A 13,650-nucleotide genomic window follows, 5' to 3' on the forward strand; every position below is an offset into this window, starting at 1 on the left:
GGAGAGGGGCACTGGACGCTTGCAGCACTATGATCGGAGCGCGCATATGATGCCGACGGTGCCGCCGCAATTGGGCAAGGGAACGGCCAGGACATCCATGCAATCCGACAACCCAGAACACACCGGCCCGGCCGACCCGTCGGACACCGCCGTCTGGCAGCCCGACCTGACCAACCGCGCCAAGCCGGTCTATCTCGCCATCGCCGATGCCCTGGCCGACGACATCGCCGCCGGCCGGCTGGCGGCCGGGCAGCGGCTGCCGCCACAGCGCCTGCTCGCCGACCGGCTGGGCGTGGACCTGACCACGGTCAGCCGCGCCTACAGCGAGGCCCGCCGCCGCGGCCTGCTCGACGCCCGCGTCGGCCAGGGCACCTTCGTCAGCGCGCAGGACGTTGCGCCGGACCGCCCTCATCCCGAGACCGCCCGGCCCCGCCGGGAGGCCGCCGCCCCGCCCGCGGTCATCGACATGACCATGAATCAGCCGCCGCTGCCCGACGCGCCGGAGCTGCTGGACCGGGTGCGCCGCAGCCTGTCGCAGGCGATGCTGCGGCTCGACCCGCAAACGCTGCTGCGCTACCCGGAAGCCGGCGCCGGCTTCCGCGCCGGGGAAGAGGATTGCGCCGCCGGAGCCCGCTGGCTCGCCAAGCGTCTGCCCGATCTGGACGAGTCCCCGCTCGGCGATCACAGCCGCATCGTCGTTTGCCCCGGCACGCAGAGCGCCCTCCTGGCCCTGCTGTGCATGCTGACCAGCCCCGGCGATACCGTCTGTACGGAGGAGCTGACCTATCCCGGCTTCAAGGCCATCGCCCGGCAGCTCGGCCTGCGGGTGGTCGGGGTGGCGATGGACAAAGACGGCCTCGACCCCGACGCCCTGCGCGCTGCGGTGCGGGCCCATTCCCCGAAGGCGCTCTACTGCACCCCCACCCTGCACAACCCGACGACGGCGACCCTTCCGGCCGAACGCCGTGCCGCCATCGCGGCCATCGCCCGCGAGCACGGCTTCCCGATCATCGAGGACGACATCTACGGCGTGCTGCCGCAGGACGCCCCGCCGCCCATCGCAGCATTGGCGCCCGACGTGACCTTCCACGTCGTCGGCCTCGCCAAGTGCGTGGCGCCCGGCCTGCGCGTCACCTATGTCGCCGCCCCCGACGCCCGTCAGGCCATGCGGCTGGCCGCCGCCCAGCGCGCCACCATCCTCGGCACGCCGCCGGTCCCGGCTGCCGTCGCCACCCAATGGATCGCCGACGGCACCGCCGATGCGCTGCTGACCGCCATCCGTGCCGAGGCGTCGGCCCGCCAGCGCATTGCCCGCGACCTGCTTCCGCCCGCCGCGCAAACCGCCCACCCCGAGGGGTTCCATCTGTGGCTGACCCTGCCGGCGGCCTGGACCCGTGGGGAGTTCGCGGCCCATCTGCGCAGCCACGGCATCGCCGCCGCCGTCAGTGACACCTTCCTGACCGCCGGCGCGGTGCCGGAAGCCCTGCGCATCTGCCTCGGCGCCCCGGTGACCCGCGCCGACTGCCGCCGCATGCTGGAGGTGCTCGCCGACGCTCTCGACCAGAGCCCCGCCCTGGCCGGCATCGTGATCTAAACCTGAACCTTCAGACCAGATCCCGCGCCATGCCTGACCGGACCAGCAGGTCGGTGTCGGGCGAGAAGCGCGCCTTCAGCGGCAGCATCGCCGCCCCCAGCACGCGGGCCATCGGACCGATGGAGCCCGCCATCACCGGAGCGGCTTTCAGGCCCGACCGGTTGAAGCGGTCCACCGCCGCCGTCAGCCTCTGAGTGAAGCGGTCGCGCCAGGACGGCGGCAGGAAGCCGTCGACCACCACCTCCTGGAAATCGATGACGCTGAGCGCAGACACGACCGCGCGCGACAGCTCCGCGCACGCCGCTTCGGCCCAGGCGTCGAAGATGGCGTCCGCCCGCTCGCCGCTGCCGTCTGCCAGCGCTGCCGACAGCGCCGCCGTCGGGTCGATGCCGGCGGCCTCCAGTTCGCGTTCCAGCAGGAAGATCGAGGCGGCGTGGATCAGCTGCCCCGGCGGCGTGCCCGGCCCGGCCGGGCGGGTCGGCATCGAGCCGATGGCCCCGGCATTGCCTTGCTCTCCGCGATAGAGCCGGCCGTCGATCACCACCCCGCCGCCGATGAAGGTGCCGAGATAGATGTAGAGCGCGCTGCGGCTGACGATGGCATGGCCGGCGATCATCTCCGCCGCGCAGGCCGCCGCGGCGTCGTTGTAGAGCGTCACCGGCAGCCCGGTCTCGCGCGCGAAGGCGCCGGCGATGTCGGCATCGCGCCAGCCGTCCAGCGCCCCCGGCGCCAGTCCCAGCTCCGCCGACCAGGCATGGATTTCGTCCGGCATGGCGACCCCCAGCCCGACCACCCGAGCCCGCGCCGCCGGCGACAGATGCGCCAGCAGTCCCACCGCCTGGGCGATGGCGGTGGAGATCGTCGGCTCCGGCAACGGCGCGTCGTAGCGCACGCGGCTCGCTCCCAGCTCTTCCCCCAGCAGGTTGATCAGGATGGCCTCGACGCTGCGCCGGCCGATCTTCACCCCCAGCGCATAGGCGCCGTCCGGATTCGGCGCGATCGGGGTGGACGGCTGCCCGACCTGCCCGCGCACCTTGTCCAGCTTGACCAGCAGCCCGTCCTCCAGCAGCCGGTTGACGATCACCGACGCCGCCTGTCCGCTCAGCCCGGTCTCCCGCGCGATTTCCGCCTTGGACAGCATGCCGGCCTGCAACAGCGCATGCATGACCAGCCGCTCGTTGTAGGCGCGCAGCCCGGTGGTATCGCCGCCCCGCATCCTTCCGCCGCCTCCCAGCCCTTGAACTCGACAACAGTCCGTATATCAACCAATCATAACAAAATCAAAGTGATTTATTTAATCCAGCCTGACCACAATCATGGCTGTTGGATCGATCGACTTTGAAACTTCGCCACCGTAGCAAGCAGCACCCCAAGGGAGCAAGGCCGGCGGCAAATCCGGCTTAATCCTTAACTCCGCTGCGTCATCAGCCCCGCTGTCCGAGCCGCCTCCCCGCCCTGTCCCGCAGAAAGACCGGGCCATACGCCTCCGAATATCAAAATCAATGTGATTTATCTATTGCGGCCCACGGCTGCCTGCGCCATAGTGTTGGTGTGCCCTACAAACCGAATGCCGCAACCGCATCCGGGTGTCGGGCGACCAGTCGCAAAGGGCCGGCGGGACGAAAGCCAGGGCGCGGCCGGACAGGATTTTGGGGAGGAAAACAGGAATGAAGCGTGCGCTTTCCTTGATCGGCGCGGCCGTCGCCGCGTTTCTCGGCAGCTCCGTCCAGGCGGAAACGCTGTCCATCGCCACGGTGAACAACGGCGACATGATCCGCATGCAGAAGCTGTCGGAGCATTTCACCAAGGCGCATCCCGACATCACGCTGAACTGGGTGACGCTGGAAGAGAATGTGCTGCGCCAGCGCGTCACCACCGACATCGCCGCCAAGGGCGGCCAGTACGACATCCTGACCATCGGCACCTACGAGGTTCCGATCTGGACCAAGCAGAAGTGGCTGATGCCGCTGACCAAGCTCGGCGCCAACTATGACGTCGAGGATCTGCTGCCCTCCATCCGCAGCGGCCTGACCACCGACGGCACGCTCTATGCCGCGCCGTTCTACGGCGAAAGCTCGATGGTCATGTACCGCAAGGACCTGTTCGAGAAGGCCGGCCTGACCATGCCGGAGGCGCCGACTTGGGCCTTCGTCTCCGACGCGGCACGCAAGCTGACCGACAAGAAGGCCGAAATCTACGGCATCTGCCTGCGCGGCAAGGCCGGCTGGGGCGAGAACATGGCCTTCCTCAGCGCCATGGCGAACTCCTTCGGCGCCAGCTGGTTCGACATGAACTGGAAGCCGCAGTTCAACACCGACCCCTGGAAGCAGACGCTGACGACCTATCTCGGGCTGATGAAGGACGCCGGCCCGCCGGGCGCCTCCTCCAACGGCTTCAACGAGAATCTGGCGCTGTTCCAGTCCGGGAAATGCGCGATGTGGATCGACGCCACCGTCGCCGCCTCCTTCGTCTCCAACCCGGCGCAGAGCAAGGTGGCGGACAAGGTCGGCTATGCGCTGGCTCCCGACACCGGGCTCGGCAAGCGCTCCAACTGGCTGTGGGCCTGGAACCTCGCGATCCCCGCCAGCAGCAAGAAGGGCGACGCCGCGCAGGCCTTCATTTCCTGGGCGACCTCCAAGGAGTATCTGGATCTCGTCGCCAAGGAAGAGGGCTGGGCCAACGTGCCGCCGGGCACCCGCACGTCGCTCTACGCCAATCCCGAGTACCGCAAGGCCGCTCCCTTCGCCGACCTGACGCTGAAGTCGATCCAGGCCGCCGATCCGCTGCACCCGACGGTGCAGCAGGTCCCCTACACCGGCGTGCAGTTCGTCGCCATCCCCGAGTTCCAGGGCATCGGCACCGCCGTGGGTCAGGCTTTCTCCGCAGCGCTCGCCGGCCAGACGACCGCCGATCAGGCATTGCAGACCGCCCAGACTCTCGCCACCCGCGAGATGACCAAGGCCGGCTACATCAAGTAAGCGGTCACGCCTGACCTTCCGTCCGGTCAGATCACGGCAAAACCTCTTTCCGCCGTCGTCCCCGCCTTCGCCGGGATGTCGGCGGAAGAAGGCCGCGCTCCACAACGCCGTTACCCAAGGGTCGAGCCATGGCCACCGCACATTCGCGTGCCGCCGCGCGCCTGACGATGTCTCCGGCCGTCATCCTGCTGCTCGGCTGGATGCTGATCCCGCTCGTGATGACGCTCTACTTCTCCTTCCTGCGCTACAATCTGCTGATGCCGGGGACGGAGGAGTTCATCGGCACGCTGAACTACCAGTATTTCCTCACCGATCCGGCCTTCTTCGCCGCACTCTTCAACACGTTGGCGCTCGTCGGCGGGGTGCTGGTGCTGACCATCGCCGGCGGGATCGGGCTGGCCCTGCTGCTCGACCAGCCCTTCTGGGGCCGGGGCATCGTCCGCCTTCTGGTCATCGCGCCCTTCTTCGTCATGCCCACCGTCTCGGCGCTGGTGTGGAAGAACATGCTGATGAACCCGGTGAACGGCCTGTTCGCCGCCATCGCCAAGGGGCTGGGTCTCCAGCCCTTCGACTTCCTGGCCGAGGCGCCGCTGTCCTCGATCATCCTGATCGTGACGTGGCAGTGGCTGCCCTTCGCCACGCTGATCCTGCTGACCGCCCTCCAGTCGCTCGACAGCGAACGGCTGGAGGCGGCGGAGATGGACGGTGCCGGTGCGGTCGACCGCTTCATCCACATCATCCTGCCCCATCTGGCGCGTGCGATGACGGTGGTGACGCTGATTCAGACCATCTTCCTGCTGTCGGTCTTCGCCGAGATTCTGGTGACGACCAACGGCGGCCCCGGCACCGCCACCACCAACATCACCTACCTCGTCTATGCCCAGTCGCTGCTGCAGTTCGATGTCGGCGGCGGCTCCGCGGGCGGCATCGTCGCCGTCGTCCTCGCCAACATCGTCGCCGTCTTCCTGATGAGGATGATCGGCCGCAACCTGGACATCTGACCATGGCGCGCGCCGCAACCAACCGCAAGAAACTGGTCGTGACCCTGATCGCCTGGACCGTCGGGATCGTGATCTTCTTCCCCATCCTGTGGACCGTCCTGACCAGCTTCAAGACCGAGGCCGAGGCGGTGGCGACACCGCCGACCTTCCTCGCCTTCCATTGGACGCTGGAGAACTACACCGAGGTCCAGCAGCGTTCCGACTATTTCCTCCATTTCTGGAACTCGGTCGTCATCTCGGTCGGCTCGACGCTGCTCGGCCTGCTGGTCGCCGTTCCCGCCGCCTGGTCGATGGCCTTCGTCCCCGGCAAGCGCACCCGCGACGTGCTGATGTGGATGCTGTCGACCAAGATGCTGCCGCCGGTCGGCGTGCTGATCCCGATCTATCTGCTGTTCCGCGATTTCGGGCTGCTCGACAGCCGCATCGGTCTGGTCATCGTGCTGACGCTGATCAACCTGCCGATCATCGTCTGGATGCTGTTCACCTACTTCCGGGAAATTCCGGGCGAGATCCTGGAAGCGTCCCGGATGGACGGCGCCGGCCTGCGCGACGAAATCCTGTTCGTCCTGCTGCCGATGGCGGTGCCCGGCATCGCCTCCACCCTGCTGCTCAACATCATTCTGGCGTGGAACGAGGCCTTCTGGACGCTGAACCTGTCCGCCTCGCAGTCGGCGCCGCTGACCGCCTTCATTGCCAGCTACTCCAGCCCGGAAGGGCTATTCTACGCGAAACTGTCGGCCGCCTCGACCATGGCGGTCGCGCCGATCCTGGTTCTCGGCTGGTTCAGCCAGAAGCAGCTTGTGCGCGGCCTGACCTTCGGCGCCGTGAAGTAGGGGGGAACCCGCTATGGGTCAGATCACGCTCGACCGCGTCACCAAAAGCTTCGGCGACATCGACGTCATCCCGCCGCTGGATCTCTCCATCGGCAACGGCGAGTTCGTGGTGTTCGTCGGCCCGTCCGGCTGCGGCAAGTCCACGCTGCTGCGCCTGATCGCCGGGCTGGAGGATGTGTCGTCCGGAAGCATCCGCATCGACGGCAAGGACGCCACCGCCCTGCCGCCCGCCCAGCGCGGGCTGGCGATGGTGTTCCAGTCCTACGCGCTCTATCCGCACATGACCGTGCGCAACAACATCGCCTTCCCGCTGAAGATGGCCCGGCTCGACAAGGCCGCCATCGACCGCAAGGTGGAGGCGGCGGCCAAGGTGCTGAACCTCACCAACTATCTCGACCGCCGCCCCGGCCAGCTCTCCGGCGGCCAGCGCCAGCGCGTCGCCATCGGCCGCGCCATCGTCCGCGAGCCGACCGCCTTCCTGTTCGACGAACCGCTGTCGAACCTGGACGCGGCGCTGCGCGTCAACATGCGGCTGGAAATCTCCGAGCTGCACGCCAGCCTCGGCACCACCATGATCTATGTGACCCACGATCAGGTGGAGGCCATGACCATGGCCGATAAGATCGTGGTGCTCAATGCCGGCCGGATCGAGCAGGTCGGTTCCCCCATCGACCTCTACAGCCGCCCGCGCAACCGCTTCGTCGCCGGCTTCATCGGCTCCCCGCGCATGAACTTCATCGAAGGCGAGATCGCGCGCGGCGCCGGCGCCGACTGCATCGGCATCCGTCCCGAACATCTGGCGCTGTCGACCGACTCCGGCCTGTGGTCCGGCACCGTCACCGTGTCCGAACATCTGGGATCCGACACCTTCGTCTATGTGCAGGTGGACGGCATCGGCACGATGCTGGCACGGGCCGGCGGCGAGTTCCCGGTGCATCACGGCGACCGCGTCTGGCTGACGCCGCAAACCGAAAAGCTCCACCGCTTCGACGCCCAGGGCAACGCGCAGTCCTCCGTCGCCGCCGGTGCGAAAGTGGCATGAAAGGGTCCATTCCGATGACCAGTCCCATGAAGCGTCTCGACGGCAAATCGGCCATCGTCACCGGCGCCGCCCGCGGCATCGGCCGCGCCTTCGCCGCCGCCTATGTCGCGGAGGGGGCCACCGTCGCCATCGCCGACATCAACCTCGCGGCGGCGGAGAAGGCGGCGGCGGAGATCGGCCCCGGCGCCTATGCCGTGGCGCTCGACGTGACCAGCCAGTCCTCCATCGACGCCGCGATCGCCAAGGTGGTGGAGCGGGCCGGCGGCATCGACATCCTGATCAACAACGCCGCCCTGTTCGACCTCGCCCCCATCGTCGAGATCACCCGCGATAGCTACGACCGCCTGTTCTCGATCAACGTCGCCGGCACGCTGTTCACCATGCAGGCGGTGGCGAAGCGGATGATCGCGCAGGGCCGCGGCGGCAAGATCATCAATATGGCTTCCCAGGCCGGACGGCGCGGCGAAGCGCTGGTCGGCGTCTATTGCGCCACCAAGGCGGCGGTGATCAGCCTGACCCAGTCGGCCGGCCTCGATCTCATTAAGCACGGCATCAACGTCAACGCCATCGCCCCCGGCGTCGTCGACGGCGAACATTGGGACGGCGTCGACGCCCTGTTTGCAAAACATGAGGGCCTCCAGCCCGGCGAGAAGAAGCGCATGGTCGGCGAAGCGGTTCCCTTCGGCCGCATGGGTCGGGCGGAGGACCTGACCGGCATGGCGATTTTCCTGGCGAGCCCTGAGGCCGACTACATCGTCGCCCAGACCTACAACGTCGACGGCGGCAACTGGATGAGTTGAGAAACCTCCCTCTCCCGCCCTTGGATCCCCTCTCCCCCCCGGGGAGAGGGTTAGGGTGAGGGGGAAGCACCGCGAGGACTCTCAAGAATCGAACGCCCCGCGCACCCCACCAAATCCACGCCATGCATCCCCCTCACCCCGACCCTCTCCCCGGGGGGGAGAGGGAGGATCCCCCGCAGGACCCCCATCATGACCATCGCCCTTTCCGCCGCCACCCTCCCGGACATCGCTGCGCGGGCATCGGTGCCGGCTTATGACCGTTCCGCCCTGTCCGCCGGGATCCTGCATTTCGGCGTCGGCAACTTCCACCGCGCCCATCAGGCGGTCTATCTCGACAGCCTGTTCGCCCAGGGCCGCGATCATGACTGGGCGATCCTCGGCGCAGGCGTGATGCCGTCGGACCAGCGCATGCGCGACGCGCTTGAGGGCCAGGACTGGCTGACCACAGTGGTCGAGCAATCCGGCGCGCAGAGCCTCGCCCGCGTCACCGGCGCGATGATCGGCATGCTGCCGGTCGGCGACAGCGACGCCATCATCGCCAAGCTGGCCGACCCGGCGATCCGCATCGTCTCGCTGACGGTGACGGAAGGCGGCTATTACATCGACGCCGCCGGCAGGTTCGACGCCAGCCATCCGGCGATCCGCGACGACATCGCCGTGCCCTCCCGCCCGACCACAATCTTCGGCCTGATCGTCGCCGGTCTGGCCCGCCGACGCAGCGACGGCACGGTGCCTTTCACCGTCATGTCCTGCGACAACATCCCCCACAACGGCATCGTCACCCGCAACGCCGTGCTGGGCATCGCCAAGGCCATCGACGCCGACCTCGCCGCCTGGATCGAAACCGAAGTCGCCTTCCCCAACGGCATGGTCGACCGCATCACGCCGGCCACCGGCGTGCAGGAGCGCGAGACCCTCGACCGCGATTTCGGCATCGCCGACAACTGGCCGGTCTTCTGCGAGGACTTCACCCAATGGGTGCTGGAGGACCGCTTCTCCGCCGGCCGTCCAGCGCTGGAGGCCGTGGGCGTGCAGTTCGTTCCCGACGTGACGCCCTTCGAGACGATGAAGATCCGCATCCTCAACGGCGGCCACGCGGTGATCGCCTATCCGGCCGGTCTGCTCGGCATCACCTACGCGCATGAGGCGATGGAAAGCCCGCTGATCCGCGCCTTCCTGCAGAAGGTCGAGCGGGAGGAGATCATCCCGACCGTGCCGCCGGTGCCCGGCACCGACCTGCACTCCTATTTCGGCATCATCGAGCGCCGCTTCGCCAACCCCAAGATCAAGGACACCATCCGCCGGCTCTGCCTCGACGGCTCCAACCGCCAGCCGAAATTCATCGTCCCGTCCATCGCCGACCGGCTGAAGGCCGGGGCCGGCATCGAGGGGCTGGCTCTGGAATCGGCGCTGTGGTGCCGCTACTGCTTCGGGACGACCGACGACGGCCAGCCGATCGAGCCGAACGATCCCAACTGGGACCGCCTGACCCAGGTCGCCGCCAAGGCCCGCACCGAACCAACGGCCTGGCTCGACCAGGAGGACATCTACGGCGAGGTTGGCAAGTCGCAAATCTTCCGCGACGCCTTCTCCGCTGCCCTGCGCGCACTGTGGACGGACGGCACCCGCGCCGTGCTCACCCGCTATGCCGGCGGATCCAACTGAAGGACTTGCCCGCCATGACCGCTATGCCGCCCGACGCATCGCAACCCCTCGACGTGCTGTGCCTGGGAGAGGTGCTGATCGACTTCATGCCCGCCGGCCCGGCGCAGCCCGGAGTGATCGGCGCCTTCGATCCGGCGCCGGGTGGGGCGCCGGCCAATGTCGCGGTCGGTCTGGCCCGGCTGGGAGTGCGCAGCGCCTTCATGGGCCGGACCGCGACGGATGGCTTCGGCCGCTTCCTGGCGCGGGCGCTGGCCGATGCCGGGGTCGATGTGTCCCACCTGCGCCGCGTGCCGGACGCCCGGACCCCGGTTGCCTTCGTCTCGCTCGACGAGGATGGGGAGCGGGAGTTCCTGTTCTATGGCGAGCCGATGGCCGGCTTCTCCTCAACCGACCTCGATCTCGATGCCATCGCGGCGGCCCGCCTGCTGCACTCCGGCTCCATCGGCCTGATTGACCCGGCCGCCCGCGAGGCCAGCCTGCTGGCGGTGGAGACGGCGCGCCGCCATGGCCGTCTGGTGTCCTTCGACGCCAACCTGCGCCTCGCCCTGTGGCCCGACCGCGACACCGCGGAACGCCTGATCCGCCAGGGCATCGCCGCCGCCTCCATCGTCAAGCTGAGCGACGAGGAACTGGAGTTCCTGACCGGCAGCGCCGATCCGGACACCGCCGGCCGCAGCCTGTGGCATGCGGGCCTGCGCCTGCTGGTGGTGACGCATGGCCGCAACGGCTGCACCTTCCTGACCGCCGATGCGTCCGGCCATGTGCCGGGGATGACCGTTACCACCGTCGACACCACCGGTGCCGGCGACGCCTTCGTCGCCGCTCTCCTGGCCGGCATCCTCGAAGATGCCGGGACCGCCTTCACCCCGGACCGGCTGCGCGAAATCTGCCGGTTCGCCAACGCCGCCGGGGCGCTGACCACCACCGCCCCCGGCGCCATCCCCTCCCTGCCCGACCGCGCCGCGGTCAACCGGCTGCTGGACCGCTGAAACCGGACATGTTTTGAAGCTTTCATTTTTGAAGCTTTCGGTGGTCCGCGCCCCGGCCCGGAGCTAAGCTTTCCCGGTCACCGCGTCTCTCATCTGCACCTGCACCGAACGCCCTTTCCCGCAATGGGAGAGGGCGTTTCCGTTTGGCCGAATGAAACACTGAACACCACGCCGAAAACCGTTCCACAGCGTTCCAAACGTTCCATTCCAGGCGCGAACCTATCTCTAACCCACACAGACGCAAAGAAACTCAATCTTTAACAAAACAAACTGATCACTCCAAAATAATGATGGCGTCGCCTCGGGTGCCTAGCTATCGTGACGCCTGAAATTGCGAATCCTGTCGCCCCAATACGGCTTTCTATACCTAATGGTTATATCCAAAGGGATAGAATACCCCAGGAGTAACAGGCGTTGCTTTAGTGAGGCATGATGAGTGACTTGAAGGCCCTGTCGTCGAGCGAACTCGATCTGGCGACGCTGATCGTGAACACCCTCACCCTGGAAGCCGACCCGGAAAACATCGACCCGGACGCCCCCCTCTATGGCGAAGGGCTGGGCCTCGATTCCATCGACATCCTGGAGGTGGCGCTCGCCGTCTCCAAGACCTACGGGGTGAAGCTGCGGGCCGACGACGAGAACAACACGAAGATCTTCAGCTCTCTGCGCACACTGAACAGCCACATCCAGCAGCTCAAAGCCGCCTGATGCCGTCCGCCGCCGCCTGCACCAGGGGTGGAGTCGCGGTGGGTGCCGGCCTGTCGCTCTTCGCGCTGTATCCCCTGCTGGTCCATGGCGCCATCGTATCCGACCTCGATGCCGACGCCGCTCTCGCCCTGGCGCTGGTGCAGGCGGGGGTGACCGGGCTGGTGATCGGCCGGGCGGCGCCGCGCTTCCGCTGGATGGCACTGGCCGGCGCCATCGCCCTGTTCGGCCTGTCCTGGCGCTCCGCCCGCGACGGGCTGCTGGCGGCTTCCGCGATCAGCCACGCCGCGATCTATGTCGGCCTGCTCGTCCTGTTCGGCCGCACTTTGCTGGCCGGGCGCGAGCCGCTGATCACCTGGATCGCGCGGCGAATCCGCGGCAGCCTGACCGACGAGATGCTGGTCTACACCCGCCGCGTCACCATCGCCTGGTGCCTGTTCTTCGCCGGTCAGCTGGCGATGTCGGCCCTGCTGTGCTGCGTCGCGCCGCCGGCAATCTGGTCCTTCTTCATCAATGTCCTCGACCTGCCGCTGGTCGCCGCGATGTTCCTGACGGAATATGCCTACCGCCTGCGCAAGTTCTGGAACCACTCCCACGGCTCCATCGCCGACGTCGTCCGCGTCTTTTCGAAGCGGCCAAATCCATGATGGTTTCGCAATGACGATGCTGTCCACCACCCGCCTGCCGCTGCTGCGCCATGGCAGTCCCGACGACCTGTTCGCCTGGCATGACGGCAAGCCGGTGACGGTGCGCAGCTACCTCGCCGCCGTGCGCGATCTGGCCCGCCGCCTGCCGGACGGCGCCTATCTGCTGAACCTGTGCGGCGACCGGCTGGGCTTCGCCGTTGCCCTCGGTGCCGCCCTGCTGCGCCGGCAGATCAGCCTGCATCCCCCCAACGACACGCCGGCGACGCTGCGCCAGCTCGACGAGAGCTATCCCGGCCTGATCTGCCTGACCGATGCCGGGGCGCACTATCCCGGCATGACCTGCGTCGCGGCGCTTCCTGCCGATGGCCTCGACAGCCTGAGCGGCTCGCCCTTCGATGCCGACATCGCCTTCCCGGCAGATCAGGTGGCCGCCATCGCCTTCACCTCCGGCTCCACCGGCCGGCCGATGCCGCAGGTGAAAAGCTGGGGTACCCTGGTCCGCAGCGTCCATGGCGCCGGCACCGCGCTTGGGATCGCCGGCCTCGGCCCTGCCGGCCATTCCACCTGTGGACTCGTGGGCACCGTGCCGCACCAGCACATGTACGGCCTTGAATCGGTCATCCTGCTGGCGCTCCAGCACGGTCTGGTCCTGCACGGCAGCCGTCCGCTCTTCCCTGCCGACATCGCCGCCTGCCTCGCCGATCTGCCCGGCCGCCGCATGCTGGTGACCACGCCGGTGCATCTCCAGGCCCTGCTGGCCGACGGCACCAAGCTGCTGCCGCTCGACTTCATCCTCTGCGCCACCGCCCCGCTCGCCCCGCAGCTCGCTATCGACGCGGAGGCGAAGCTGAGCGCCCCGCTGCACGAGATCTACGGCTGTTCGGAAACCGGCCAGCTCGCCGTCCGCCGCACCAGCGCCACGGCGGAGTGGCTGTGCATCGACGGCATCCGGCTGCGCCAGGACGAGCAGGGTACCTGGGCATCCGGCGACTTCCTCGACGGCGAGACCCTGCTGGCCGACGTGATCGAGCTGAAGAGCGACACCCGCTTCATCCTGCACGGGCGCTCCGCCGATCAGGTCAACATCGCCGGCAAGCGCAGTTCGCTCGCCTTCCTGAACCACCATCTGAATTCGGTGGAGGGCGTGAAGGACGGCGTCTTCTTCATGCCGCAGGAGGGGGAGAGCGGAACCACCCGCCTCGCCGCCCTGGTGGTGGCGCCCGGCCTGACCGCAGAAACGCTGCTGGCCCGCCTGCGCGAGCGGATCGACCCGGTCTTCCTGCCGCGTCCCCTGCGCTTCGTCGAAGCACTGCCGCGCAACCCGACCGGCAAGCTGCCGCGCGAGGCTCTGCTGCGGATGCTCGACAACAGCCAGCGCGACTAGGTGCCGCCTCCC

At 67.9% G+C, this 13,650-nt stretch carries 12 protein-coding genes; 11 read left to right on the plus strand and 1 reads right to left on the minus strand.

Annotation, left to right across the window (positions count from 1 at the left end; translation table 11 throughout):
* Positions 1-97 precede the first annotated feature (97 nt).
* Positions 98-1,594: a PLP-dependent aminotransferase family protein gene (locus ABNQ38_RS01165; protein WP_377805268.1), complete on the plus strand. Its 1,497-nt coding sequence runs from the start codon at positions 98-100 to the stop codon at positions 1,592-1,594.
* A gap of 10 nt (positions 1,595-1,604) precedes the next feature.
* Here ABNQ38_RS01165 and ABNQ38_RS01170 read toward each other — a convergent pair whose 3' ends face one another.
* Positions 1,605-2,810, minus strand: coding sequence for an ROK family transcriptional regulator (locus tag ABNQ38_RS01170; RefSeq protein WP_377805269.1), 1,206 nt, complete (start codon positions 2,808-2,810; stop codon positions 1,605-1,607).
* Positions 2,811-3,261: 451 nt separating this feature from the next.
* On the opposite strand from ABNQ38_RS01170, the gene ABNQ38_RS01175 reads away from it, so the two are divergent.
* The 10 genes from ABNQ38_RS01175 to ABNQ38_RS01220 all read left to right on the plus strand — a co-directional run bounded on the left by ABNQ38_RS01175 (position 3,262) and on the right by ABNQ38_RS01220 (position 13,638).
* Complete coding sequence (locus tag ABNQ38_RS01175; protein WP_377805270.1) at positions 3,262-4,572, plus strand: ABC transporter substrate-binding protein; 1,311 nt, start codon at positions 3,262-3,264, stop codon at positions 4,570-4,572.
* Between the two features lie 128 nt (positions 4,573-4,700).
* The gene (locus ABNQ38_RS01180) at positions 4,701-5,573 is read left to right on the plus strand and encodes a carbohydrate ABC transporter permease (RefSeq protein ID WP_377805271.1); all 873 of its coding nucleotides are present in this window, start codon (positions 4,701-4,703) and stop codon (positions 5,571-5,573) included.
* Between the two features lie 2 nt (positions 5,574-5,575).
* Positions 5,576-6,406, plus strand: a complete 831-nt coding sequence (locus ABNQ38_RS01185; protein ID WP_377805272.1) for a carbohydrate ABC transporter permease — start codon at positions 5,576-5,578, stop codon at positions 6,404-6,406.
* A gap of 13 nt (positions 6,407-6,419) precedes the next feature.
* Positions 6,420-7,448, plus strand: a complete 1,029-nt coding sequence (locus tag ABNQ38_RS01190; protein ID WP_377805273.1) for an ABC transporter ATP-binding protein — start codon at positions 6,420-6,422, stop codon at positions 7,446-7,448.
* A 14-nt stretch (positions 7,449-7,462) separates the two neighbouring features.
* Positions 7,463-8,248 carry an L-iditol 2-dehydrogenase gene (locus ABNQ38_RS01195; RefSeq protein ID WP_377805274.1) on the plus strand — a complete coding sequence of 262 codons (786 nt, stop codon included), beginning with the start codon at positions 7,463-7,465 and terminating at the stop codon, positions 8,246-8,248.
* A gap of 189 nt (positions 8,249-8,437) precedes the next feature.
* The gene (locus ABNQ38_RS01200) at positions 8,438-9,913 is read left to right on the plus strand and encodes a mannitol dehydrogenase family protein (RefSeq protein ID WP_377805275.1); all 1,476 of its coding nucleotides are present in this window, start codon (positions 8,438-8,440) and stop codon (positions 9,911-9,913) included.
* Positions 9,914-9,927: 14 nt separating this feature from the next.
* Positions 9,928-10,902, plus strand: a complete 975-nt coding sequence (locus tag ABNQ38_RS01205; RefSeq protein WP_377805277.1) for a carbohydrate kinase — start codon at positions 9,928-9,930, stop codon at positions 10,900-10,902.
* Positions 10,903-11,334: 432 nt separating this feature from the next.
* A complete protein-coding gene (locus tag ABNQ38_RS01210) occupies positions 11,335-11,610 on the plus strand; it encodes a phosphopantetheine-binding protein (protein ID WP_377805278.1) in 276 nt (91 codons plus the stop codon).
* Positions 11,610-12,254, plus strand: a complete 645-nt coding sequence (locus ABNQ38_RS01215) for a hypothetical protein (RefSeq protein WP_377805279.1) — start codon at positions 11,610-11,612, stop codon at positions 12,252-12,254. Before ABNQ38_RS01210 ends, ABNQ38_RS01215 begins: the two co-directional genes overlap by 1 nt.
* Positions 12,255-12,264: 10 nt before the next feature.
* Positions 12,265-13,638 carry an AMP-binding protein gene (locus tag ABNQ38_RS01220; protein ID WP_377805280.1) on the plus strand — a complete coding sequence of 458 codons (1,374 nt, stop codon included), beginning with the start codon at positions 12,265-12,267 and terminating at the stop codon, positions 13,636-13,638.
* Positions 13,639-13,650: the final 12 nt, after the last annotated feature.

Origin of the sequence: Azospirillum sp. A29, assembly GCF_042604625.1 — a bacterium.
Taxonomy (GTDB): domain Bacteria; phylum Pseudomonadota; class Alphaproteobacteria; order Azospirillales; family Azospirillaceae; genus Azospirillum; species Azospirillum palustre.

Excerpts from the sequence above, each read along its gene's own strand:
- ABNQ38_RS01165 (WP_377805268.1), top strand. The coding sequence starts at position 98 with ATGCAATCCGACAACCCAGAACACACCGGCCCGGCCGACCCGTCGGAC.
- ABNQ38_RS01175 (WP_377805270.1), top strand. The coding sequence starts at position 3,262 with ATGAAGCGTGCGCTTTCCTTGATCGGCGCGGCCGTCGCCGCGTTTCTC.
- ABNQ38_RS01185 (WP_377805272.1), top strand. The coding sequence starts at position 5,576 with ATGGCGCGCGCCGCAACCAACCGCAAGAAACTGGTCGTGACCCTGATC.
- ABNQ38_RS01195 (WP_377805274.1), top strand. The coding sequence starts at position 7,463 with ATGACCAGTCCCATGAAGCGTCTCGACGGCAAATCGGCCATCGTCACC.
- ABNQ38_RS01205 (WP_377805277.1), top strand. The coding sequence starts at position 9,928 with ATGACCGCTATGCCGCCCGACGCATCGCAACCCCTCGACGTGCTGTGC.
- ABNQ38_RS01190 (WP_377805273.1), top strand. The coding sequence starts at position 6,420 with ATGGGTCAGATCACGCTCGACCGCGTCACCAAAAGCTTCGGCGACATC.
- ABNQ38_RS01210 (WP_377805278.1), top strand. The coding sequence starts at position 11,335 with ATGAGTGACTTGAAGGCCCTGTCGTCGAGCGAACTCGATCTGGCGACG.
- ABNQ38_RS01180 (WP_377805271.1), top strand. The coding sequence starts at position 4,701 with ATGGCCACCGCACATTCGCGTGCCGCCGCGCGCCTGACGATGTCTCCG.
- ABNQ38_RS01220 (WP_377805280.1), top strand. The coding sequence starts at position 12,265 with ATGACGATGCTGTCCACCACCCGCCTGCCGCTGCTGCGCCATGGCAGT.
- ABNQ38_RS01200 (WP_377805275.1), top strand. The coding sequence starts at position 8,438 with ATGACCATCGCCCTTTCCGCCGCCACCCTCCCGGACATCGCTGCGCGG.
- ABNQ38_RS01170 (WP_377805269.1), bottom strand. The coding sequence starts at position 2,810 with ATGCGGGGCGGCGATACCACCGGGCTGCGCGCCTACAACGAGCGGCTG.
- ABNQ38_RS01215 (WP_377805279.1), top strand. The coding sequence starts at position 11,610 with ATGCCGTCCGCCGCCGCCTGCACCAGGGGTGGAGTCGCGGTGGGTGCC.